The organism is Streptomyces sp. NBC_00442, from assembly GCF_036014195.1.
Classification (GTDB): domain Bacteria; phylum Actinomycetota; class Actinomycetes; order Streptomycetales; family Streptomycetaceae; genus Streptomyces.
Window position 1 is genome coordinate 188,788 of record NZ_CP107918.1, and the last position, 22,505, is coordinate 211,292.

Sequence of the window (22,505 nt, forward strand, 5' to 3'; positions counted from 1 at the left end):
CGTGAGCACTCCGGCACTTGACCCTGCTCTGCACCCGGCTCTGGAACCGGCACTCCACCCGGCACCGGACACCGTGGACCTGGGCGATCCCGGCACCTTCGCCGGCCGCGGCCTCGACGGGTTCTGGCGCACGCTGCGCGACACCGCCCCGGTGCACTGGAACGGCCCGGCCGACGGGCGCCGGGGGTTTTGGGTGCTCTCCCGCTACGACGACATCATGGCCACCTACCGGGACAACGTGAACTTCACGTCCGAGCGCGGCAATGTGCTGGTCACCCTGCTGGAGGGCGGCGATGCCGGCGCGGGCAAGATGCTGGCCGTCACCGACGGGCGGCGCCACCACGAGTTGCGCAAGATCCTTCAGCGGGTGCTCTCGCCGAGGGTCCTCGATCAGGTCGCCCGTACGGTACGGACCAACACCCGCCGCCTGGTGCGCGAGGCCGTCGAGTCCGGCGGCTGCGACTTCGCCGAGGAGATCGCCGGCCGGATCCCGATGACCACGATCGCGAACCTGCTCGGCGTGCCCGGACAGGACCGGGAGTTCCTGCTCTCGCTGACCAGGACGGCGCTGTCGACGGACGACGAGGGCGTCGACGAGGTCGAGTCCGAGATGGCCCGCAACGAGCTCCTGATGTACTTCATGGACATCGTCGAGGAGCGGCGCGCGGCCCCCGGCGACGACGTCATCAGCATGCTCCTCGGCAGCTCCATCGACGGTGTCCCGCTGTCCGACGAGGACGTCGTGCTCAACTGCTACAGCCTGATCATCGGGGGCGACGAGACCAGCAGGCTCACGATGATCGACTGCGTGCGCACGCTCGCGCGGGAGCGCGTGCAGTGGCAGCGGCTCAAGGAAGGGAAGGTGGCGATCGACACGGCGGTGGACGAGGTGCTGCGCTGGGCCTCGCCCACGATGCACTTCGGGCGCAGCGTCGTCCACGAGACCGAACTGCACGGGGTACGGCTGCGGCCCGGCGAGATCGTCACGCTCTGGCACGCGTCCGGCAACCGGGACGAGCGCGCCTTCGAGCGGCCCGGGGTGTTCGACCTCGGCCGCGCCCCCAACAAGCATCTGGCCTTCGGCTACGGCCCGCACTTCTGCGTCGGCTCCTACCTGGCCAAGGTGGAGGTCTCCGAACTCCTCATGGCACTGCGGGACTTCACCACCGGCTTCGAGCAGACCGAGGAGGCGCTGCGCATCCGGTCGAACTTCCTGACCGGGTTCTCCACGCTGCCCGTGCGGTTCTGGCCCGATCCCCCTGGACTGAAAGAGGTCGATTGATGAGCGGCAACCCTTTCGATGCCGGCGGCGAGGCCGACTGGCTCGTGGTGACGAACACCGGCGGACAGCACGCGTTGTGGCGGCCCTGTCTGGACATGCCGCGGGGCTGGCAGGTCGTGCACCGCGACCCGGACCGCGACGCCGCCCTCGACTACGTCGAACGGCACGCCACCACGGTGGCGGGAGCACACCGGGGGCACGAGTGAACATCTACCTGTCGGGGCGGGGGGCGTTCGCGGTGCAGGTCGGGGACGCCCTGCTGGACGAAGGACACAAGATCGTCGGCGCGGCCGCGCCCCGGCTGCGCCGGGGGCAGTGCGACGAGAGCAACGCGATGTCCTGGGACCGGCTGCGTTCCTGGGCGTACCCGCGCAGCATCCCGTGGACGGACTCGGCCGAGCTGCGGGCGATACACGTCCCCGACGGCGTGGACATCATCGTCGCCGCGCATTCGCACGCCTTCCTGGGCCGCCGCACGCGCGCCAGGGCCGCCGTCGCCACCATCGGCTACCACCCCAGCCTGCTGCCCCTGCACCGTGGCCGTGACGCGATCCGGTGGACGATCCGGGACGGCGACAAGGTCACGGGCGGGAGCGTCTACCACCTCACCGAGCGGACCGACGCCGGACCGCTCGCCGCGCAGGAACACCTGCTGGTGCCGCCGGGCTCGACCGCGCAGAGCCTGTGGCGCGAGCACCTGGCCCCGCTGGGCGTGCGGCTGCTCCTGAAGGTGGTCGCCGATCTCGCCCAGGACAAGCGGATCGAGGTTCCTCAGGACGAGACGCTGGCGACCTGGGAGCCGGCGATGGATGCGAAGCCCCTGTTCAAACCGGAACTCATCGCACTGCCCGGCTCGGCCCCGGTCGACGGCAGCAAATGGGCGCTCCACCAGCACTGAAGCACGCCCGCTCCGCGCATCGTGCTCCTTGTCGTCGGCGCCGACAAGGAGCACGATGGGTACCGGAGGCAGAACGTCCGCATGGGTCGGACCTGGCTGCCGTACGTACTGCCGTACACGTGTCGGGTGCGCACGCACCCTCCCCAGGCCGAGCCCGCCGTTGTGGACAGTGGACATCGGCACCATTGCCGGAGAACAAGGGCCGCCCTGCGACAACCGGTCGGTCGTACGACAACCGGTGGGTCGTCGTACGACAACCGGTGGGTCGGGGCATCGGCCGGCCTCGCGGGGCCACGGTGCGCCGGGTCGGCCAACGAGCGGAGGACTCGATGTCCCTCACCGTCATCATCATCATCGTCGCCGTCGTGGTGGTGCTCATCGTCTGCGCGGTGGCGGCACGCAGGGTCATGGTGCGCCGCCGCGGGTTGCAGGAGCGGTTCGGCCCCGAGTACGAGCGCACTGTGGAAGCGCAGGACAGCCGCCGGGCGGGCGAGCAGGAACTGCGTGAGCGCGAGGAGCGTCACGACGCGCTGGACATCAAGCCGCTGCCCGCCGCCGCCCGCGACCGCTACTCCCGGGACTGGGCCCACGTGCAGGAGCAGTTCGTCGACCGGCCCGACGAGGCCGTCCACGACGCCGACCGGCTCGTCACGACGCTCATGAGCGAACGGGGCTACCCCACGGAGGGGTACGAGCAGCAGCTCAGGGACCTGTCGGTCGAGCACGGAAAGACCCTGGAGCACTACCGCGCCGCCCACGACGTCAACGACCGCAGCAGCAGCCACCGGGCGACCACCGAGGAGTTGCGCGGCGCGATGGTGCACTATCGCGCGCTGTTCGAGGAGCTGCTCCACGACGGAGACCGGCCGGGCAGGGACGCGGCATGAGACGGCGGCCGAGGGACGGCGGGCGCGGGTGCGTCGCGGCGAACGCCGTGGCGCATGGAAGGACGAGAGCACGGATGGATGTGCGGCGATGAACAGCATGGAGACACCCCGGCCCGGCGGCGGCGACGCTCTGTCCACGGAGGATCTGACCGGAGCCGGGCGGCGGGACACCGACGGCCGGGACACCGAGAGCGCGGCACCGGACCTCACCGACACCCCGCCGGCCTACCCCGGCGAGGCCACGGCTTCGGCCGGCGCCGGCCCCGAGGACCGAAGGGACGACGCGGGGCAGGCGCGGGCATCGGCCGACGAGCCCCGCCGGGCCGCGGAACCGGCCGGGGAGGAGGAGCCGCTGCTCGGTGGGGAGGAAGAGGAGTTCCGCGCGAGGTGGCAGCAGATCCAGAGCCGGTTCGTCGACGACCCGCGGGAGTCCGTCAACGCGGCCGACCAGCTCGTCGCCGAGACGATGCAGGCCCTCGCCACGACCTTCTCGGCGCACAAGCGTGACCTCGAAGGGCAGTGGCATCGCGGCGAGGAGGTGGCGACGGAGGATCTTCGCGTCGCGCTGCAGCAGTACCGCTCGTTCTTCAACCGCCTGCTCAGCACCTGACGGCCGGACGGAGGGCCGGTGGCGCGAGGCCTGGCGGCACGGCGATCCGGTGCGTGCTGTGCTTGGGTGTGGGTGAGATGCCGAGCGGTAGGCGTGCGACGTCAGCGACTGCCTGCCGCCGTCCACCGATGCCAGGAGGGGAAGCGTGGAGAGGGAGAGCCTGCGGGATCTGCCCGAGTCGGCGACGGAGTCCGACGGTTCCGCCGTGGTGCGTGTGCTCAGCTACAACGTCCGCTCCATGCGCGACGACGTCGCGGCCCTGGCCCGGGTGATCCGGGCCTGCCGGCCCGATGTCGTCTGCGTACAGGAGGCGCCGCGCTTCTTCCGCTGGCGCAAGGCCGCCGCCCGTCTCGCCAGGGCCTCGGAGCTCGTGTACGTCTCGGGCGGCGCCACCGCATCCGGCCCCATGATCCTCTCCTCCCTGCGTGCCCAGGTGGAGCGCACGCAGGACATCCTGCTCCCCCGCACCCCCGGCCTGCACCAGCGCGGCTTCGCCACCGCCGTCCTGCGGTTCGGCGGCGCGAGGCTCGGGGTGCTCAGCTGTCACCTGAGCGTCAGCGACCAGGAGCGGTTCCAGCAGGGCGGTCTGCTCCTCGGTCAACTGGCCGCCCTGGACGTGCCGTACGCCGTGGCCGGGGGCGACTTCAACGACCGCCCCGACGGCCGCACCTTCGGCCTCTTGGCGCACGCGCTCCAGGACGGCTGGGCCACCAGGCCGTGGGGACGCGAACACACCACCCGTCTCGGCGATCCGCTGCAACGGATCGATGCGGTCTTCGCGACACCGGGCGTGGAAGTCCTCGGCTGCGGGGTGCCGATGGGGCTCGCCGGAGTGGCGGAACAAGACCTTCGCACGGCCACGGACCACTTGCCGGTGCTGGCCGCGTTGCGGGTACCGGCGGTTGCGTAGACGGTGCGGATACCTGCGGTTGCGTAGATGCCGGTCGGGCCGGTCCTGACCGCACCGGCCGCGCCTCAGGAACCCGCGGCTGCGCCCCCGCCCGCCGGAACGGGCTCGCTCGTGTCGTCGTTCGGCACACGGTCCTGTCGGCTCATCGTGGTGACGAGGGTGGAGGAGATGTGGGCCAGGGTGGGGTCCGCGGCGATGAAGAGCGTTTCGACTCCGGCCAGTTCGCGGTTCATGCGGGCCATCGGCATCTCGTAGTCCAGGTCGGCGACGCCGCGGACTCCGCGGACGACGACGCCGATTCCGGCCCGGCGGCAGTAGTCGACCAGGAGGCCGCCGGTGTGGGAGTCGACCGTGACGTTGCCGAAGTCGGCTGCTGCCGCGCGGAGCCGCTCCAGCCGTTCCTCGACGGGGAAGCGGCCGGTCTTGTTCGCGTTGACCATCACGCACACGACGACCTCGTCGAACAGGCGGGCAGCACGCCGGAGTACGTCCTGGTGCCCCTGCGTGACCGGGTCGAAGGATCCTGGGAAGAGGGCTCGCATGATCGGAGAGCGTAACAAGCTGACCGGTCCGGCCGGCCCGGCCCGGCCGGTTCAGCCGGTTCAGCCGTTTCAGCCGTCTCAGCCGTTTCAGCCGGCGAAGGTTCCGGCCAGGCGCCGCGGGGTGATCCTGACGACCACGCGCACCACCTCCGCGGGCAGTTCCACGTACTCCTCACCCGCGCCGGGCCCCTCGTACTTCTCGGCCAGGGCGACGGCCACCTTCCGGCCCAGGTCCTCGGCCACGGTCGCGCTGCCGCGTACCTCCAGGTAGCGCTGCGGGTCGGCCCGGTCGTAGACAGTCAGGCTGACCCGCCCGTCGCGTTCCATGTTGGTGATTTTGCGGCGGCCCGCCGCCGAGGAGATCAGCAGGTCGTCGCCGTCCCGGCCGACCCAGACCACCGAGGTCTGCGGGCTGCCATCGGGATTGACGGTGGCCAGCACCGCGGGATGCGCGGCGTCAAGAAGCTCGCGGGCGGCGTCGTTCAGCGTGATCGTCACGGCCGCGACCCTAGCCACCGGCGTAGATCGGTGTCGACCGTTTTCCGCGGCCGGCTCCCCCGCCGGACACACCCGTCCGCGCCGATCACGTGAAGCGCGCTCCGCTCCGGCAACGGTTCAGGTGGCCGACAGGATCGCTCGCGTCACGGCCGTGACCGACGGGGCGGGGCGGCCCGGGAGGCGGGCCACGAGCAGCCGGCGGACCTCGGGGGGTGCGCCGTCGACGCGCAGCAGGCTCACCCCGGCCGGCAGCAACGGCGCGAGCCGGGCCGGCACCGTCGTCACACCGAAGCCGCGGGCGACGAGGTGGAGCTTGGTCAGCCAGTCGCGCGCGGAGTGAACGATGCGCGGCCTTCCCGGCAGGCCGGGCCAGGCCCCGAGCATCGGCTCGGTGCTCGATGACGGGGTCGCGATCCACGCCGCTTCGAGCAGCTCGTCGACGTGAACCGCGGTGCGCCCCGCGAACTGCCCGGCCGACGCCGCGGCCACCAGCAGTTCGGTGTCCGCGACGGTTTCCACGCGCAGGCGCGGCGCGTCGCCGTCGAAGGGCCGGTGAGGTGGCCGGGACGTGAGTACGGCGAGGTCGAGCGAGCCGGCGCGCAGCGCTCGCGTCAGGCTGGGGGTGGTGCCCTCGCTGGTGGTGACCGTGATCTGCGGACTGGCCGCGGCGAGATGGGCGAGCGAGGCGGGCAGGATGGCCGCACCCGCGCTGAGGAACACCCCGAGCCGTACCACTTCGGTGCTCGAAGCGGCGCCGGTGAGCTCGCGCTCGGCCGCCGCGAGCGAGGCAAGGACCGTGTGGGCGTGCCGCAGCAGGGTCAGGCCGGCGGGGGTGAGCCGCACCCCGTCCGGGCGGCGCTCGAACAGGATGGTGCCCGCGCCGCGTTCGAGGGCGGCGGCCTGCCGTGAGACGGCCGACTGCGTGTAGCCGAGGCGGGTGGCCGCCGCGGTGAAGCTGCCGGACTCGGCGATCTGTCGCAGGACCCGTAGTCCCGTAGTGGAGACGTCCATGCGAACTACGCGTACCAGGGATGCCGGATCGTCGCTTCCCGCATGGCCGGACGGCTCCTAGTGTCGGATCTACCGGCACGGACGAACGCGCGCAGAGCAGCGTGAACGTGCTTGATCTGGAACGGACTTGGAGGTCATCCCGTGCGAGCGGCAGTTCTGACGCGGTTCGGCGCCCCGCTGACGGTCCGGGAGGTGCCCGACCCCGAGGCGGGCGGCGGCGAGGTCGTCGTCGAGGTCCTCGCCGCCTGCGTGGCGCCGTACGCAGCCGAGGTCTTCGACGGCCGGCGCAACTATCCCCTCGCCCCTCCCGTCGTGCCCGGTGTCGGCGGCGTGGGGCGGATCCTCCGCGTAGGCCCGGACGCGACGAGGCTGCGCGTCGGCGACCTGGTGTGGTGCGACCCCACGGTGCGCTCGCGGGACGATGCCCTGACACCCGACATCGCGCTGCAGGGCTGGAGTTCGCGCGGCGAGGGCGGCGCGCGGCTGGCCGAGTACATGCACGACGGTTCGTTCGCCGAACGGATGCGGGTTCCGACGGAGAACGTCTTCCCGCTGCCCGCCGAGGCGGGCGACGACCCGGCCCGCTGGGCGGCCCTCACCGTGCACGCCATCGTCTACGGCGGGCTCACGGCCGGCGGGCTCGCGGCCGGCGAGACGCTGCTCGTCAGCGGGGCCACCGGCAACCTCGGCAGCAGCGCGGTCGCGGTCGCCCTCGCGATGGGAGCGGGCCGCGTGGTCGCACCGGGCCGCAACCAGGCCGCGCTCGGCCTCCTGGCCGACCGGTTCGGGCCGCGGCTGCGCCCCGTCGCGCTGACCGGCGACGAGCACACCGACCGCGCGGCGATGTCCGCGGCGGCGGCCGGCCCGATCGACATGGTGATCGACCTGCTTCCGCCGAGCGCACCCGGTACGGCGTCGCGCGCGGCGGCGATGACCGTGCGCGAGTACGGCCGTGTCGTCCTCATGGGCGGCGTCGGCATGCTGGGCGGCGACGACCTCGCGCTCCCGTACCCGTGGATCATGCGCAACTCGATCACCGTGCGCGGGCAGTGGATGTACCCGCGCCCGGCCAACGCCGGCATCATCCGGCTCCTCGCGTCGGGCACGCTCGATCTCGCCCCGGAGCGGGTGCGGTCGTTCGGCCTCGATGCCGTGAACGACGCCGTCGCGTACGCCGCCGCGCACAGCGGCCCGTTCGACCGGACCGCTCTCGTCCCGGCGGCCGGCTGATGACCGGCGGGCCGCCGCCCTGGCGCAGAGAATGGGCGCGCGGGACCGCTTTCGGGGAATCCGTCATGTCTGGGGCCGAGTTGCGGCAGGGTCGTTCCCGCGTCCGTGTCGGGGCGCACACGTGCCGGACACGCACGGCACGCGCAGGCGACGGACAGCTGGAGGGCCCGCCATGAGTGAGCAGGAGACATGGACGACGGAGGAGTTCGGCCCGTCCCACACCGGCTCGGTCGGCGTGCTCCTGGCCGACGGCACCGTCCCGCCCCCGGTCCACCTTCCGACGAATTCGGGTGCGGGCGGCCCCTCGGTGTCGCAGTGGAGCGTCTATGACGGTGCGGGCTTCGGGCACGGGCCGCGCGCGGTCGCGCTGCGCGCCGTGTGCTCCTGCGGCTGGAACGGCCCGGAGCACCCGCTGGACTGGAACGAGATCGCGGACCAGGACTTCTACGAGGCGGGCGCCGGCTCGGCGGACACCTGCATGCGGGACTGGGACACGCACACGGTCGACGTGGACCGCTCGGCCACTCCCCTGCCCGAGGCGGTGGACGACCTGCTGACCCAACTGCAGGACAGAGTCGAGAAGTTGACGAAGACATCACCACTGGCGGCGCTGCGCGCGGCCCGTCGCATGGAAGTGGCCGCCGCCGAGGCCGGGTACTGGGCCGCCCACGGTGCCCGCAGTGACGCCACCGTGGCCCAGGCCGCGACGGCCCTTGGCCTGAGCGAACACGAAACGAAAAAGGTGATGGCCCGCTTCGGCCGCTGGAGCCTGTACCACTGAGCACGGGCCGTGCGGTGCATGGGCCGAACCGAGCTAGTGCGAGCGCCCGGGGGCGGCCGCGGTGAGCACTTCGCGGGCGGCCCGGGTCCCGGACGCGAGGGCGCCCTGGACGGATCCGGTGGCCCGGTGGTCGCCGCACACGTAGCGCCCGGGGGCGACGCGGGTGGTACGGGTCAGCGGCCAGGGAGGGATCATGGCGGGCAACGCCCCGTGCACGGTGTCGACATGGAGCAGATCCCAGCCGGCGGTGTCGGTGCCATAGACCTCGCCGAGGGCGGCACGCACCTCGCCCTCGCGCTCGACACCGCTCTCGCCGAGGACGGACGTGCAGACGAGGGCGCTGCCCGCGGGCGCATAGGTGGGTGCGACATCGCTCTGCACACAGGTGTTGAGGAATCGGCGCCTGCTGTCGAGGACCAGGGTCGGTTCACCCAGCGGGGACGCCGGGGCCACGTGGTGGTACGTGGACACGGTGCGGGTGGGTGGAATCTCCAGGCCCGGCAGCAGTCGCGCCGCCGCGAACGCCCCGGTGGCCACGACGACCGTGGGGGCCTCCCAGTGGCCACCGTCCTCGGTCCGCACACCCTTGTCCGTCAGGGCCTGCGCCGCGGTGTCCAGGACGAGGCAGTCCGGTGGAAGGGACTCGGCCAGCTGTGCGGGCACGGCGCCGATGCCCTCGGCGGGCAGGCACAGGGTGCCGCGGAGCATGCTGCGCCAGACCAAGTGGAAGAAGCGGGAGGAGGTTTCCAGTTCCTCCTCCAGGAAGACACCGGACAGGAAGGGCCGCAGGAACGTCTCGATCAGTGCGGGCGAGATACCGGCCGCGGCGAGCGCGGTCTCGGTGGTGCGCTCAGGGCCGCGCTTGAGGGCCCGCACCGGGCTCAGCATGTCCAGCGCGCTGACCAGGCCGAGAGCCATCAGGTCGCGGCCCGATGCCAGGCGGCCCGGGACGAGGTCGGCCGTCCGGCGGGGCCGGCGGGTCGGATCGGTGAAGAGGCGGGAGCCCTGCGGGGTGTGGATCAGGGCGCCCGGCGTGAAGGGCCGCAGCCTGAGCCCACGGAGATCGAAACGGCGCTTGACCTGCGGATAGGAGGTGTTGAACACCTGGAATCCGCGGTCCAGGAGAAACCCGTCGACCCGGTCGGTGCGGACTCGCCCGCCCACGGCGTCGGACGCCTCGAGCAGGCGTACGGTCATGCCCGCGCGCGTCAGATCGGCCGCACAGGCGAGCCCTGAAAGGCCGGCTCCCACGACGACGGCATCGGCCTGTGTGCTGGTCACGTTTCCTCCGGCGTCATCGCGAACCATGGCAGAGCGCTCAGCGTGCCACGCCGACGGGCGACCGTGCGGGTAGGCCACGCACCCGATCCGCCCATCTGCCGATCCGCGTCGCGACGTCGCGTGCGAGTGCGTCACGAGCCCGGTGACCAAAGGGCGATGGCGGGGGGTGTGCGCGGTGCGACCGATCGGGTCGCACCGCGCACACCCCCCGCCATCGGACGGCTTCGGGCGCCTTCGGACGGCTTCGTCAGAAGCGGCCGCCCGTGGCGCGGGTGAAAGGCCCGTGTCCGCGCCGGGCGGTCACCCGACCGAGACTGTAGGCCCCCGCGAGGGCCGCCAGGACGCCGCCTCCGAGACCGGCCGCTATCTGCTTCCGCTTTTGGACCACCGTCCAGGCGGTCGACGCGGCGTGAAGCGACTTGCCGGGCATCGCGGACAGCCTGGCGCCACCGGCCTTGGCCTTGGAGCGCAGTGCCACCACACCACGGCCCGTGGTGTCCTTGGCCTCGGATGCCGCCGACTTGGCCTGGTTCGCAGCCGACTTGGCGGGGGCCGCAGCCGATGCAGCCTTGGTCGTAGCAGACCGAGCTCCGCCGCTCGCGGAGCGAGCCGTGCTCTTGGCCGCGGCGCTCTTCGTGGCCTCGTTCTTCTTCGCTGTTTCCGACTTCGCTGTTTCCGACATGCAGTCCGTCTAGCCGCGCTTGCGCAATCGAAACAAATGGCTGGCAAATGAATCCTGTTCCGCGTCGGCCTTTCAGGAAGCGTGGTGACAGGGTGCGTTGACGGGTCGTGTGTGCAGGATCTGGTCGAGGTAGCCGGGACCCGACGCCGGAACGACCTGTGGGGCGGTGCGGTAGCGGAGCGTTTCGGTCTGCCAGGCGTGGTAGCCGCTCATCCATGTGGACATGATGTCGACGTACGTGGTCACGGCGGACCGTTCCGCCCGGCCGAGTCCGAGTTGGACGCACAGGGCCGGCACCTGTCCGGCGAGTTCGCCGAAGTGCCGGACACGCGAACTCACGTGTCCGCACGCGTCGTTGATGGCCTCGTCACGGGTGAGGTGCCGTGCGGATTCGAGGACGAGGACCAAGTTGTCCATGTCGCCGCGTGCCTCCTCCTTCTCCACGGAGTACACGTCGTTGCACATCAGTGTGACGTCGATGGAGGCCTGACGCATGATGCGCAGTTGAGGCGCGTGGAACGCGGCAGCGGGAACGGCGATGTCCACGGCGCGTTCACCGAGGGAGAGCGGAATGTCGGTGCCGGCGATGCCCCGGCGGACCTGGAGGTAGGTCTCCATGTCGGCCGGGGTGCCACGGAGGCGTCCTATCGCTTCGTGGGCCTGCGCGGCGAAGTAGTACTCCCACTCGTGGGCGGTCCGCGCTGTCCAGGCCGGACGGGCGCCGCGGGTCCCCCGGGCCCGGATGTCGGCGAACGCCGCCGTGCACGGGTCGGCGCCGGTCGGTACGGCGCCGCCGTGGGCGATGTCGATCAACTGCTGGCATACGCGGGCGGTCCGGGCGGGGTCGCGGCCGAGCGGGCCGTCGAATTGGTCGTCGAAGATGAAGAAGAAGGCCATCGCGTCCGCGCACAGATCGAGGGCGGGCCCCTCGGCATGAGGAAAACCGAGGGCGGCCAGGCGCGGCATGTCCCAGGAGTCGTACCACGCCGCCGAGCGGTCGTCGGACACCAGGCCGAGACGGCGGACCCATGCGGCGTTGTGCCGACGGGCCCGGTCCAGGCCGGGGCTGATCCGTGCGGGGCCGGGGAGGTCGAAGTCGATGTTCTGGGGCATGGGTCCTCCCTGTCGCGCGGAGCATGCGTACGCGGGGCGTGGGTGCGGTGGGCGGGCGGCTGGCCGGGTCGCGGGGCAGCGCCCGGCTGGGACCGGCGCGACAGCAGGGGGTGGTCGCCTCTGCCGAGCCGCCCCGCTCGGCGAAGCTCCTCGGCCGAACGCTGTGAGCTGGACGAGGCGTGCGGCAGGTGAGGGTCCCCGTCCCGCGCGCCATTCGCGGCCGGGTGCCCGCGGTCGTGGTTCAGCCGCCGGCGGGGCCCGGCTGCTCCGTGCTCTCGGGGGCGGACGGCGACTTGAGGTCGAGCGCGAGGGGTTCGGCGCCGGGGCCCACACCCAGCCGTGCGAAGGAGTGGGCCATGGACACGCTGACGCTCTCCGGCGTTCGGAACACCTCGGTGCTGCGGATCGCGGACAGGTGCTCGCGGATCGACTCCGGTGTGGGTTCCTCGTCCCACAGCACGCCTTCGGTCGCGCCCAGGAAGATCCGGGCGACGCGACGACCCGCAGCGTGCAGCAGTTCCCCCGTGCAGGGCACCGAATCGTGGGCCAGGAAAGCCACCACGGCGGCCACGCGCCGGGCCGGGAACAGGTCGGTGAGCAGGGCGGCCGTCACTGCGTCGTCGTCAAGGGCTTCGAGGGACATGCGGGTGGCGGCGATGGGTACGACGGCGTTGACCTTGATGCCGTGCGCGGCTCCCTCGGCCGCCAGCGAGGTGGTCAGACCGAGGACGGCGCCCTTGCCCGCGGCGTACACGCTGAGTCCGGTGTCCCCGAACAGGGCGTCGGAGCATGTGTTCACGATGCGCCCGTACCGCGATGCGACCATATGTGGCCACACGGCACGGAGCATGCTCAGTGTCCCTCCCACATGTGTGTTCAGCACACGTGCACACTCCTCGTCCTGGAGCTCGCCCAGCGGGCGCAGGATCGAGATCCCGGCGTTGTTGACCAGCACGTCCAACCGCCCCCAGCGGTCCGTCGCGGTCCTGGTGAGCGCTTGCGCGCCGGCGGCGGTCGAGATGTCCTGGACGTCCGCCACGGCCTCCCCGCCGCGCCGTCGTATCTCCTCGGCGACCTCGTGTGCGGGCGATGGTGACGCGCCGCGCCCGTCGGTCCCCGTTCCCATGTCGTTGACGACCACACGTGCGCCCCGCGAAGCGAGGAGCAAGGCGTATTCCCGGCCAAGCCCACGGCCGGCGCCCGTCACCACCGCCACCCGACCGTCGAAACGGACCTCGTCGACTGCCCCCACCCCGCCCACCGCCCTCCCGGAGGACGTGTGATTCCCCCGCGCCGGGATTCCCGCCCACGGTGATTCCCGCGCACTGCGATTCCCTCGCACACCATCGCCTGCCGGAACGAATTCGGCCAGGGAGCGTGGAAGACCGTCCGACGCACCCACGGACACCCCGTGCGCGCATGAACGCTCCTCCACGCGCCGTTGTGCGCACGGCAATTGTGTGCCCGCGCGCAGTGGCCGGCTCGCCCTCGGAACGGGGCGAACCCGGGGGTCCAGTGCCGGCCGGGCGGCGCTGCTCCCCCCTGGCGCCGGCGTCGGCGTCCGGCGTGCCGGACGTCATGAGCCCGTGCCGACGGCCCCGCGGCGGGGGCCGCCACCGCTCCGGCCGAGGCCGGTTTCGCGTCCTCTATGCTTCAAGGCGGCCGCGGCACGGTGGCTCGTCGTCGCACGCGGCGCTGGGGCACGGGTCCGTGGGACCGGGCCCCGGACGGCGTCGGGGACGGTGGCCCGTACCGCAGCCCTGGTCCGGGCCGGGACCGCGTGACGCCGCTCACGAAAACCTTGGGGAACCGCGGGACCACCGACAGGTGTCCCGGCCCTGTGGGGTGCCCGGCCCGCCCCAGTACAGAAGACCCCCAGGGAGAAGCGAGGTATGCCGGTGATCTGCGTCGGAGGCATGATCGGGATCGGCAAGACGAGCGTGGCCGAACTGCTCGCCAAGGAGCTGGGCAGCGAAGTCTTCTACGAGAGCGTGGACGACAACCCGATCCTGCCGCTGTTCTACACGGCGAGCCCCGCGGAGATCCAGGCCAAGCGCTACCCCTTCCTGCTCCAGCTCTACTTCCTGCAGACACGATTCGCCTCGATCAAGCAGGCGTACAAGCAGAGCGACAACATCCTCGACCGGTCCATCTACGAGGACTGGTACTTCGCCAAGGTCAACCACGACCTCGGCCGGATCAGCTCCCTCGAAATGCAGGTGTACGAGGGGCTGCTCGGCGAGATGATGCGCGAGATCGACGAACTCCCCTACCGCAAGGCTCCCGACCTCATGGTCTACCTGAGGGCCGACTTCGATACGGTGCTGCACCGGATCGGGCTGCGGGGCCGCGACTTCGAGCAGGACGAGGCCCTCGTCGAGTACTACCGGACCCTGTGGTCGGGCTACGACGACTGGGTGCACACGCACTATTCGGCGAGCGATGTTCTCGTGATCGACATGAACCACACCGACGTGGTGGGCAACCCCGACGACGCGGCCCGGGTGGTCCGCGAAGTCAAGGACGCCCTGGCGACCAGCGCACACCGAGGCTGATACGGGGCGCACGCGCGGACGGTACATGCGCGGCGGGAGTCGCGCGGGCGGTGCCGGCACGGTCGGCTGCCGCCCATGGCCCTGCGCGACCGGCAGCCGACCTCGTTGGTGTACCGAGCACACACGCTCACAGGCTGCGCGCGGTGATGTCGCCGCAGGCGGTCGTCGCGCGGATGTTCAGGGCGGCCGCAGCGCCTTCGGTGTTCCTGAGCGCGTTGCTGACGCGGCCGTAGGACGTGCCCGCGTCCAGCGTCGCCGAGGCACCCTGGGCGGCGCCGACCGTGATCGCCCCGTAAGCGGTGTTCAGGGTGAGGGCACCCCGCGCGGCCTCGGTGATGTGGATGTCGCCCGCCGCCACGGTGATGTCACCGTCGCCGACGAGGCGGCCGACCCGGACGTCCCCGGCGTGGACGTTCAGCCGAAGCGTTGCGGCCTCCTCGATGTGAGCGGCGCCGTGGGCCCCGTCGAAGGTGACGTCGCCGAGGGGCCCGGTCGTGCGGAACTCGGCCGCACCCGCCGTGGCCACGACGCCCGAGCCAGCCGGGAGCCGCACGGACACGTCCAGTGCGCCCGAGGCGCCGAAGTACTGGTTCTTCACCGGGGTTTCGATCCGCAGGACCCCGTCCGCGAACACGACCGTGGTCTGGGCCGCGGCCTGCACGTCGCGTCCCTTTGCGGCGTCCGCGGGCTTGACCTCGACGGTCACGTCGGCCTGTGCGGCGGCGGTCACCCGGACCCGGCCGGCCGGGATGTCCAGAACGGCGGTGACGGGGGCGGTGGTGGAGAAGGTGGAGGTGGAGGTGGAGGTGGTGAGCTTCTGCATGACTGACTCCGAGCGTCTCGTTGTCTTTCGCGGTGTGCGGCTTGTCCGCCGCGTTGTGCTGCAGACAATGCGCGGCACGGGTTTCAGTCGGGCATCACTGCGGATTCAGTCGGATTCAGCCGGGTCCAGCCGCGTCATGCCGGCCCGGATCCGGCAGGTGCCCCAGGTGCCCCAGGTGCCCCTCGACACGCTCACGCAGAAGGAGGTGGGCCTCCCAGCGACGCGGCAGCGGGCCCGGCGGCCCTTGGACGACGCGAGCGGCGGTGACACTCTCGCCGTCCTGGAGGTGAGAAACACGCTCGAGGCACCTGCTCGTGAACCGCTGCACCGCCATGAATACCGACGCCCGCTCGTCTCGCGCGGCGCGATCGGGGACGTGTTCACCGTGCTCGGGCCGAGTGGGCAGAAAGTTCGCATCGACCGGATGCTCCACGAGGCCCAACTCACCGCAGATCCGCTCCACGCGAGCCGGGAAGGAGTCCAGGACAAGATCCCATCGGGCGGCCTCGCGAAGCAGTGCTGCAGGATCCAGCCGTAGCTCCACGAAGTACCGGTAGATGTCTGCCCTGTCATTTCCCTGCTGCCATGGGGGCGCCTCCTCATCGCCACCGTCCCGGCGGCCACCGCCCACAGCCACAACGGACACCTGGCGGGCTTCATGAGCCAGTAGGCATGGATCAGCAAAGGACCGACTGCCCTGGGGAGTGGCCACCGACCCACCAATGACCAGCCAGTTGTCGTCGTAGGAGTCGCCCCGGACCGCGGCGAACCGATAGCGCAGCGGACGGAGCTCGACACTGCTCGCGTGATCCCCTCAGAAGCACTGCCACGGGATGCCGCGGCCCGGATGCGTGATTCAGGAACCTACGGAGGACTGCCGGACATCGTGCTCGGCCCTGTCCAGCCATTTGGTGAACCAGCCGCTGAAGGTGACGGGCTTGCCCTCCGCGTCGACGAGGGGCTCAAGATCCGCGTCGTCCGCTCGGGGATCGGACCACATAGTGCCGCGGTGGGAGCCGCTGATGACCAGCCAGTCGCGCTGAGCACAGCCGCGGTCGCAGATCACGATGGCGCCGGCGGTGCGCTCGGGGTTGAACATGACGGCTTCCCATCGTTCATCCCACGCCTCGATGGCGGTATCGAAGTCCTCGATTTCCTCGAAGTCCTCCTCCTCGGGACGCTCGGCCAACAGCCGTTCGAGGACCTCTGGGTCCGGGCCCTTGTCGGGGAACGGTTCAGCAAGCTTGGACAGATCGGCCAGGTCGGCACCGTCGCCCTCCCAGCGCCAGCGGCCCTGAATGCGTCGCACGGGAAAGACGCCATAGGACGGCCCCGCGCCCCCGGCGGCGACCGTCGCGAGGTAGTCCCGGTACTCCGAGGGCAGCCGCACGCCTATCTGGCCTTCCAACTCGACGATCTCGTCCTCGCCAAGCGGATCCTCGAGCATCCACCGATGACCGAGTGTCCCGAACACCTTCTGGCTCGCCGGGAGCGTGCTCAGCTCCACGATCCGCTTCCTCACTCCGGCCCAATCCAGATCAACCATGCGGCGACCCTGTTCCGCCCCTCCCATGGACCCCCGACGCCCCCTCTACGCAGGAGACTGGGCGGGCCTGGCGTCGGAGCTGAGCACCCACAGGTGACCGAACGGATCCCGCACCCTGCCCTGTCGCTTGCCATAGGGGCGGTCCTCCACCGCGACGACGATTCCGCCGCCGAGCTGGGCCATGCGCTCCGCGGTCGCCGCCGGATCGGGCAGGTCGATCGTGAGCAGGACGGGTGAGCCGCCCACCGTCAGCGGGTCGTGCCAGCCCCACTCCTCGACGCTCTGCGCGAGCGCGAACGCCCCGGCGCCGAGGGACAGTTGGGCGTGCACCACGAGCCCGTGGTCGTCGGTCACCCGCTCTGTCAGGGTGGCTCCGAGTGCCTCGACGTAGAAGTCGATCGCGGCGTCGGGATCGCGGACGAGGAGCTTGGGCTGAAATTCACTGGTCATGGTTCGAGGGTGGCGGTGGAGAGCGCCTTCCGCCTTGTAGATTTCGGCCCTCCTCCGCCAGCCAGGCGGTCGGGGTGGTGCACATCAGGTCCTGGAAGTCGCGCACCAGGTGACTTTGATCGTGGTACGAGCCCTCTGCCGCGATCTGCGCCCAGGATGCGGCTCCCTGTCCCGTGCGGCCCACGACGGCGCCGAGCCGGGCGATCCGAGAGGCGAACTTCGGGCCGATCCCCATCGCGTCGCCCATGACCTGCCGCAGCCGGCGCGGGCCGAGGTGGACCTGTCGTGCGAGCTCCTCCACGGAGAGCTGGCCGTGGCTCGCGCGTATGGCCTTCAGCGCCTCGATCGCGTACGGGGAGAACTCGGGCTCGGCGGCCCGCGCCAGACGGTCGAGGAGCCTGCGGCGCATGAGCGGAGCCCGTTGATCGGCCGGCAGGGCGGCCAGTTCCTCGCTCAGAAGGCCGAGCCAGGGCAGGAGTTCACCGGCGTCGACCCCGCCCGCGTCCACTTCGTCGAGCGGGATGCCGGTCAGTCGTTGAGTGGCCCAGGGTGCGAGTTCCGCGTACACCGTGGGCTGGCCCGGACGGAGGGTGAGGGAGGGCGTGGCCGTGCCGGGTCGCATCATGCCGGTCACCACGGCCTGAACGCGCCAGGCGCGGCCGGCGTAGCCGATGTCGAGGGGGCTCCCGAGACTGACGACCAGGCGTGAGCGCAGTAGGGGAACGGCTCGGTGCAGGCGAGGGGGTCCGGTGTGCTCGCTGGCGAAGACCGCGCCCATGCCGACCGCCCGACAAGCCTGACTCAGCTCCACGGCACCAGTCTCTCACCGGCGCGTGCCTCCGACGACGCGGCCGACCGGCAGGCCGGATGCACGATGACGCGACCATGCCGTACGCGGCTCATGGACAGGTGCGGAATGGTTCCAGAGACAGCGAGTGGTGTTACGGGCCGTGACCGTTGTGGCGGGTCCGTGCCGTGCGCCAGTATGTGTGGACATGAGCGAGATCTCCGACCTGGTCGCCCTCCTCGGACTCGAACCGCATCCGGAAGGCGGGTGGTTCCGGGAGACGTGGCGCACCGGACCGAGCGCCGTTCCGGACGGCTATCCGGGGCGGCGCCCCTTCGCGACCGGCATCTACTTCCTGCTGCATCCCGGCGAAGCCTCCCGCTGGCATCGGGTGCGCTCGGACGAGCTGTGGCTGTGGCATCGGGGCGGCCCGCTGACGCTCCGCCTCGGTGGCGGCGCGGCCACCCCGGGGACGGAGTCGGTCGCCGTGCTGGGACCCGACATCGCATCCGGGCAGCTGCCCCAGCTCCTGGTGCCGGCCGGCGCGTGGCAGTCCGCCGAGCCGGTCGGCGCCGAGCCGGTCCTGTTGTCCTGCGTCGTGGCACCAGGCTTCGACTTCGAGGACTTCGAAATGCCGTAAAAGCTGTAAAGGCTGTAAAGGCTGTAAAGGCTGTACGTCCGTGCATGCCGTAGGTTCCCCGTTGCGGGTGATGTCGCGGCGGCGCTCCGCCGCCCCCGCCACCCAGCGTTCGGCGCCCCGGGCCGGCCGGGCCGCCGCGAGAGGGCGGGTTTGTGGCCCGCCGCTCTCGTGGCGCTGCCCCGGCCCGCGGGGGTGGCGTCATGCCGGCTCCGCGGGGCCGGGCCGCGGATGTTCAGCGCGGGCGCTGACGGGTCCTCAGCGGACGTGCACCGTCACCACGTCCGAGGCGTGCAGGCGAACGGGCTTCTGGTCGTGCTTGCTGGTCAGGCCGTACAGGACCGCGCGGAATCGCAGATCGCCACCGCGTGCCGACGTGCCCTGAGCGGTGACCCGCGCGTCTCCCTTGGCGGGGGTGCTGCACGTCTCCTGGTGCCACCCTTCGCCGAAGCCGTTCTCCTCCACGCACAGCTGGTGCAGGTATCCGGCGCTGTCGTCGCCGCCGTGCGCCGTGACGGTGATGGTCTTGCCGACCTGAACGGTGTGCGGGGCTGTGATCTCCACCGCGCCCTTGGCGAAGGCCGGCGCGACGGCCAGCGACACGGAGGCAAGACCCAGCGCCCCGATCACAGCCACCCGGCCGGCGCGCGCCTTCATCCCGCTCTTGCCGCTCGTGCCGCTGGTGTTCGTCCTGGTCATGCACTTCCCCTTCCACGGATGTCGACGGAGCCCCGCGGACGGTGAGGTCCGCCCCGTCGCGAAGGCGCCCAACGCGCCTTGCCGTCCTGCCAGATGGGCCTGCGGGACCGCCCGTTGCGGTGCCGCCCGCGTCGTTACGAATTCACGACAAAACCCGCCGGTCCGGGGCCGATCCGGCCAAGGCTCATCAATTGCTCGGCCCGGTGGGCCGGAGGCTACGCAACGGTCTCCGTCGGCGCCTCGTGCGGGCCTTCGGGGTCGAGCCGCGGAAGCACACGGTCCAGCCAGCCGGGGATCCACCAATTGGTGCGTCCGAACAGGTACATGGTCGCCGGGACGAGCAGCAGGCGCACGACCGTCGCGTCGAGGATGACGCTGACGCCGAGCCCGAGAGCCAGCATCTTCACGACGACGTTCGGCGAGAGCATGAACGCGAGGAACACGCTGGTCATGATGAGGGCCGCACAGGTGATGACGCGGGCCGTCGCGGCAAGACCGGTGGCGACGGCCAGGTGGTTGTCGGCGCGGTGCAGCCAGGTCTCGCGGATGCGGGCCAGCAGGAAGACCTCGTAGTCCATGGAGAGGCCGAAGATGATGGCGAACATCATCATCGGCACGTACGACTCGATCGGTACCTTCTCCGAAACACCGACCAGGTCGCCGCCCCAGCCCCACTGGAAGACGGCGACCACGACGCCGTACGCGGCGGCGATGGAGAACAGGTTCAGCACGGCGGCCTTGAGCGCCACCAGGGGGCTGCGGAACACGCAGAGCAGCAGGACGAACGCGGCGGCGACGACCACGCCGATGATCAGCGGGAGTTTCGAGACGAGGGTGTCGGTGAAGGTCTGGCCCGACACGGTGGGGCCGGTGACGTAGCTGGTCGCGCCGGTGCCGGCCAGCGCGTGCGGCACGGTGTCGTCCTCAAGGGTGTGGATCAGGTCGGTGGTGGCCTGGTCCTGCGGACCGGTGGCCGGGACGACCGTACTGACCAGGAGGGCGTGGTCGGGGCTCGGCTTCGGGGGCGTCACCGACGCGACGCCGTGCACGGTCGACAGGTCGTGCTGCAGGGTGTTGGCGAGGGTCTGGCTCTGTGCCGGGTCGGCGGCCTGCTGGCTGTCGAGCCGGGTGACGACCGTGACCGGGCCGTTGGCGCCGGGCCCGAAGCCCTCGGTGATGAGGTCGTAGGCGCGCCGGTCGGTGCTGGTGGTGGGTTCGGCGCCGGCGTCGATGTGACCGAGGTGCATCGAGCCCACCGGGATGGCGAGGATCCCGAGCACGGCCAGGCCGCCGATGAGGAAGAGCCACGGCCGGCGGCCGACCTTGGCCGCCCAGCGGTGCCATACGTCGTTGGTGCCGGTGGGCTCGGCGACCGGCGTACGGACGTGCAGGCGGTCGATGCGTCGGCCGAGAAGCCCCAGGAGGGCGGGAGTCAGTGTGACGGACGCCGCCGCGGCGACGATCACGGTCAGCCCGGCCGCGGCGCCCAGGGTTCCGATGAAGCTCATACCGGAGACGTACAGTCCGGCGAGTGCCATGGCCACGGTCGCTGCGGCCACCAGGACCGAGCGCCCGCTGGTGGCCACGGTCCGGCCGACCGCGTCCGTGGGTTCCGCGCCTTCCTGGAGGAGTGCGCGGTAGCGGGTGGACAGGAAGAGCGCGTAGTCGATGCCGACGCCCAGGCCCATCATCGCGGCCAGGGTCGGGGCGGCCTGCCCGAAGCTGAACTGGGAGGCCAGCAGGCCGAGGCCGCCGAGGCCGACGACAAGCCCCACCACCGCGGTCACCAGCGGCAGTCCGGACGCGGCCACGCTGCCGAAGCCGATCAGCAGCACCAGTACGGCGACGCCGAGGCCGATGGCCTCCGAGGTGAGGTCGGCGGCCTTCGGCGCGGCCAGCTGGCCCAGCGGATCGCCGTAGTCGACGCTCACGTGGTCGGAGCGCAGCGGCTGGACGGCGTCGTCGACCTTGCCGACGTACGCGTGGTCGAAGCCGGCCGGGTTGCTGGTGAACGTGACGTTGATCTGAGCGATGGTGCCCTTGGCCGAGACCGCGCCGGGTGTCGTGAGCGGGTTGCTCACGGCGGTGACGTCCGGCAGCTGCTGCAGGTTCTTCACGGCGGCGGCGACGGCCGCCTGGTGGTCGGCGACCGAGCCCTGATCCGACTTGATCACGATCGGCGCCGAGGTTCCCGATGTGACGCCGTGCGCCTTGAGCAGGTCGGCGCCGGTCTGGGTGCTGGTGCCGGGCAGCGAGAAGCTGTCGGCGAAACTGCCTCCCCAGCGCCGGTCGGCCACCGTGCACGCGACGAGCAGGACCAGCCAGAGGATGACGATCCGCCAGGCGTGCGTGGCGCACCAGCGTCCCAGGCGGTGCAGCCGTCCGGTGCCACCGTCGGCGGCCGATGCGTTCTTCATGGTCGTGACCCTGTCTGCCGGGTGTCCGGTGCCTGTTGGTCTTCCCTGCTGGTCCCAGCGTCAGTCAATGGTCATCACTGCGTCCCGTTCTTCGTGCCGCGCTCGGTCACTCGCCTCCACTCTCCGTGCCACCGGGCCCGGACCCTCAGCGTTGCTGGGCCGTACGGGTCATCATCGTGCGGCGGTGCGGGGGCGCGGCGTCGGGCGATGTCGGCTGAGCCACTTCCCTTGCGGCCCGCCGCGTTGAACCCTTGGAGCAGTCTTCCGGCCGTGACGCTCCACGGTCGGGCGGCCATCCTGAAGGGGGCAGGGCATGATCGGAACGGTTGTAGCGGGGCTCGCAGGACTGGCCGGTGTGATCCTGGGAGGATGGCTGTCGATGCGGGGCCAGGACCGCATGGCACAGCGCGAACACGAACGGCAGTGGCGCGACGTGCGACTGCGCTTCTATTACGACTTCTTGGCGGCACACCGGAAGTACGTGGCGTTCGTTCAGGAGCCGACCGCCCGTATCTCGGCGAAACCCCACCCCCGTTCCCCCGGGCACCTCATGCCACTGTTCGACGAGGCGGGGCGTCCCTACAAGGAGATGCTGGAAGCCGGGTTCACCGCGATGCGACTCGTCGCCCTCAGCCCCGAGACGGTCGGCACGGCCGTGCGCATGGTCGCGGACGCACGCCAACTGGCGGCGATGCGTGCCACGTGCAGTGCGACCGAACTGCCGTCGGATGTGTTCCGGAGCCTGTGGGAGGAGGAGCAGCGGTTCCTCAACGCCATCCGTGGGGAACTGGGGCTCCAGCCGATGGAGCGCGACCCGAACGCCACTCGTTGAGTTCCCGCTCACGCCCCGCCTCCTCCGCGCTCGG

The 22,505-nt window shown here is 71.3% G+C and carries 25 protein-coding genes and 1 pseudogene; 12 read left to right on the plus strand and 14 right to left on the minus strand.

What is annotated here, in order from left to right:
- Nucleotide 1 precedes the first annotated feature (1 nt).
- The 6 genes from OG432_RS00875 to OG432_RS00900 all read left to right on the plus strand — a co-directional run bounded on the left by OG432_RS00875 (nucleotide 2) and on the right by OG432_RS00900 (nucleotide 4,587).
- Nucleotides 2-1,282, plus strand: a complete 1,281-nt coding sequence (locus tag OG432_RS00875; RefSeq protein ID WP_328306655.1) for a cytochrome P450 — start codon at nucleotides 2-4, stop codon at nucleotides 1,280-1,282.
- Nucleotides 1,282-1,488: an MbtH family NRPS accessory protein gene (locus tag OG432_RS00880; protein WP_328306657.1), complete on the plus strand. Its 207-nt coding sequence runs from the start codon at nucleotides 1,282-1,284 to the stop codon at nucleotides 1,486-1,488. The genes OG432_RS00875 and OG432_RS00880 overlap by 1 nt, the downstream gene beginning before the upstream one ends.
- Entirely contained in the window at nucleotides 1,485-2,180 is a 696-nt protein-coding gene (locus OG432_RS00885; RefSeq protein ID WP_328306659.1) for a formyltransferase family protein, read from the plus strand. The genes OG432_RS00880 and OG432_RS00885 overlap by 4 nt, the downstream gene beginning before the upstream one ends.
- A 329-nt stretch (nucleotides 2,181-2,509) precedes the next feature.
- A complete protein-coding gene (locus tag OG432_RS00890) occupies nucleotides 2,510-3,067 on the plus strand; it encodes a hypothetical protein (RefSeq protein ID WP_328306660.1) in 558 nt (185 codons plus the stop codon).
- A gap of 88 nt (nucleotides 3,068-3,155) precedes the next feature.
- Nucleotides 3,156-3,677, plus strand: a complete 522-nt coding sequence (locus OG432_RS00895) for a hypothetical protein (RefSeq protein WP_328306662.1) — start codon at nucleotides 3,156-3,158, stop codon at nucleotides 3,675-3,677.
- Between the two features lie 145 nt (nucleotides 3,678-3,822).
- Nucleotides 3,823-4,587 (plus strand): endonuclease/exonuclease/phosphatase family protein, encoded by a 765-nt coding sequence (locus OG432_RS00900; protein ID WP_328306664.1) that lies wholly within the window; start codon nucleotides 3,823-3,825, stop codon nucleotides 4,585-4,587.
- 65 nt (nucleotides 4,588-4,652) lie between these two features.
- Here OG432_RS00900 and coaD read toward each other — a convergent pair whose 3' ends face one another.
- The 3 genes from coaD to OG432_RS00915 all read right to left on the minus strand — a co-directional run bounded on the left by coaD (nucleotide 4,653) and on the right by OG432_RS00915 (nucleotide 6,638).
- Complete coding sequence (gene coaD, locus OG432_RS00905) at nucleotides 4,653-5,129, minus strand: pantetheine-phosphate adenylyltransferase (RefSeq protein WP_328306666.1); 477 nt, start codon at nucleotides 5,127-5,129, stop codon at nucleotides 4,653-4,655.
- A gap of 87 nt (nucleotides 5,130-5,216) precedes the next feature.
- Nucleotides 5,217-5,627 carry a PPOX class F420-dependent oxidoreductase gene (locus tag OG432_RS00910; protein ID WP_328306668.1) on the minus strand — a complete coding sequence of 137 codons (411 nt, stop codon included), beginning with the start codon at nucleotides 5,625-5,627 and terminating at the stop codon, nucleotides 5,217-5,219.
- A gap of 117 nt (nucleotides 5,628-5,744) precedes the next feature.
- Nucleotides 5,745-6,638: a LysR family transcriptional regulator gene (locus tag OG432_RS00915; protein ID WP_328306670.1), complete on the minus strand. Its 894-nt coding sequence runs from the start codon at nucleotides 6,636-6,638 to the stop codon at nucleotides 5,745-5,747.
- A 141-nt stretch (nucleotides 6,639-6,779) separates the two neighbouring features.
- Between OG432_RS00915 and OG432_RS00920 the strand changes: the two genes are divergently transcribed.
- A complete protein-coding gene (locus tag OG432_RS00920; protein ID WP_328306672.1) occupies nucleotides 6,780-7,868 on the plus strand; it encodes an alcohol dehydrogenase catalytic domain-containing protein in 1,089 nt (362 codons plus the stop codon).
- A 172-nt stretch (nucleotides 7,869-8,040) separates the two neighbouring features.
- Complete coding sequence (locus OG432_RS00925) at nucleotides 8,041-8,649, plus strand: hypothetical protein (protein WP_328306674.1); 609 nt, start codon at nucleotides 8,041-8,043, stop codon at nucleotides 8,647-8,649.
- Nucleotides 8,650-8,682: 33 nt separating this feature from the next.
- Here OG432_RS00925 and OG432_RS00930 read toward each other — a convergent pair whose 3' ends face one another.
- The 4 genes from OG432_RS00930 to OG432_RS00945 form a co-directional block, all read right to left on the minus strand.
- On the minus strand, nucleotides 8,683-9,930 hold the full coding sequence (locus OG432_RS00930) for an NAD(P)/FAD-dependent oxidoreductase (RefSeq protein ID WP_328306676.1): 1,248 nt from the start codon (nucleotides 9,928-9,930) through the stop codon (nucleotides 8,683-8,685).
- A 247-nt stretch (nucleotides 9,931-10,177) separates the two neighbouring features.
- Complete coding sequence (locus tag OG432_RS00935) at nucleotides 10,178-10,612, minus strand: hypothetical protein (RefSeq protein WP_328306677.1); 435 nt, start codon at nucleotides 10,610-10,612, stop codon at nucleotides 10,178-10,180.
- 72 nt (nucleotides 10,613-10,684) lie between these two features.
- Nucleotides 10,685-11,725 (minus strand): terpene synthase family protein, encoded by a 1,041-nt coding sequence (locus OG432_RS00940; RefSeq protein WP_328306679.1) that lies wholly within the window; start codon nucleotides 11,723-11,725, stop codon nucleotides 10,685-10,687.
- A gap of 241 nt (nucleotides 11,726-11,966) precedes the next feature.
- A complete protein-coding gene (locus OG432_RS00945) occupies nucleotides 11,967-12,986 on the minus strand; it encodes an SDR family NAD(P)-dependent oxidoreductase (protein WP_328306682.1) in 1,020 nt (339 codons plus the stop codon).
- A gap of 631 nt (nucleotides 12,987-13,617) precedes the next feature.
- Here OG432_RS00945 and OG432_RS00950 point away from each other — a divergent pair.
- Entirely contained in the window at nucleotides 13,618-14,280 is a 663-nt protein-coding gene (locus tag OG432_RS00950; RefSeq protein WP_328306684.1) for a deoxynucleoside kinase, read from the plus strand.
- A 127-nt stretch (nucleotides 14,281-14,407) separates the two neighbouring features.
- Here OG432_RS00950 and OG432_RS00955 read toward each other — a convergent pair whose 3' ends face one another.
- Nucleotides 14,408-15,103 carry a DUF4097 family beta strand repeat-containing protein gene (locus tag OG432_RS00955; RefSeq protein ID WP_328306686.1) on the minus strand — a complete coding sequence of 232 codons (696 nt, stop codon included), beginning with the start codon at nucleotides 15,101-15,103 and terminating at the stop codon, nucleotides 14,408-14,410.
- Here OG432_RS00955 and OG432_RS00960 point away from each other — a divergent pair.
- Complete coding sequence (locus OG432_RS00960) at nucleotides 15,102-15,641, plus strand: hypothetical protein (protein ID WP_328306688.1); 540 nt, start codon at nucleotides 15,102-15,104, stop codon at nucleotides 15,639-15,641. The genes OG432_RS00955 and OG432_RS00960 overlap by 2 nt on opposite strands.
- A gap of 120 nt (nucleotides 15,642-15,761) precedes the next feature.
- Here OG432_RS00960 and OG432_RS34895 read toward each other — a convergent pair.
- The 4 genes and pseudogenes from OG432_RS34895 to OG432_RS00975 all read right to left on the minus strand — a co-directional run.
- Nucleotides 15,762-15,902: pseudogene (locus OG432_RS34895) on the minus strand (WapI family immunity protein); the annotation flags it as partial.
- Between the two features lie 57 nt (nucleotides 15,903-15,959).
- Nucleotides 15,960-16,649 carry an SMI1/KNR4 family protein gene (locus tag OG432_RS00965; RefSeq protein WP_328306690.1) on the minus strand — a complete coding sequence of 230 codons (690 nt, stop codon included), beginning with the start codon at nucleotides 16,647-16,649 and terminating at the stop codon, nucleotides 15,960-15,962.
- 45 nt (nucleotides 16,650-16,694) lie between these two features.
- Nucleotides 16,695-17,099: a VOC family protein gene (locus OG432_RS00970; RefSeq protein ID WP_328306692.1), complete on the minus strand. Its 405-nt coding sequence runs from the start codon at nucleotides 17,097-17,099 to the stop codon at nucleotides 16,695-16,697.
- Nucleotides 17,089-17,910, minus strand: coding sequence for a helix-turn-helix domain-containing protein (locus tag OG432_RS00975; RefSeq protein ID WP_328306694.1), 822 nt, complete (start codon nucleotides 17,908-17,910; stop codon nucleotides 17,089-17,091). Before OG432_RS00975 ends, OG432_RS00970 begins: the two co-directional genes overlap by 11 nt.
- 184 nt (nucleotides 17,911-18,094) lie before the next feature.
- On the opposite strand from OG432_RS00975, the gene OG432_RS00980 reads away from it, so the two are divergent.
- Nucleotides 18,095-18,526 carry a cupin domain-containing protein gene (locus OG432_RS00980; protein ID WP_328306696.1) on the plus strand — a complete coding sequence of 144 codons (432 nt, stop codon included), beginning with the start codon at nucleotides 18,095-18,097 and terminating at the stop codon, nucleotides 18,524-18,526.
- A gap of 255 nt (nucleotides 18,527-18,781) precedes the next feature.
- On the opposite strand, the gene OG432_RS00985 is transcribed toward OG432_RS00980, so the two are convergent.
- A complete protein-coding gene (locus OG432_RS00985; protein WP_328306698.1) occupies nucleotides 18,782-19,222 on the minus strand; it encodes a hypothetical protein in 441 nt (146 codons plus the stop codon).
- Between the two features lie 215 nt (nucleotides 19,223-19,437).
- Nucleotides 19,438-21,639, minus strand: coding sequence for an MMPL family transporter (locus OG432_RS00990; RefSeq protein ID WP_328306699.1), 2,202 nt, complete (start codon nucleotides 21,637-21,639; stop codon nucleotides 19,438-19,440).
- A gap of 313 nt (nucleotides 21,640-21,952) precedes the next feature.
- Here OG432_RS00990 and OG432_RS00995 point away from each other — a divergent pair, with 313 nt between their 5' ends.
- Nucleotides 21,953-22,471: a hypothetical protein gene (locus OG432_RS00995; protein WP_328306701.1), complete on the plus strand. Its 519-nt coding sequence runs from the start codon at nucleotides 21,953-21,955 to the stop codon at nucleotides 22,469-22,471.
- The last annotated feature ends 34 nt before the right edge of the window (nucleotides 22,472-22,505 follow it).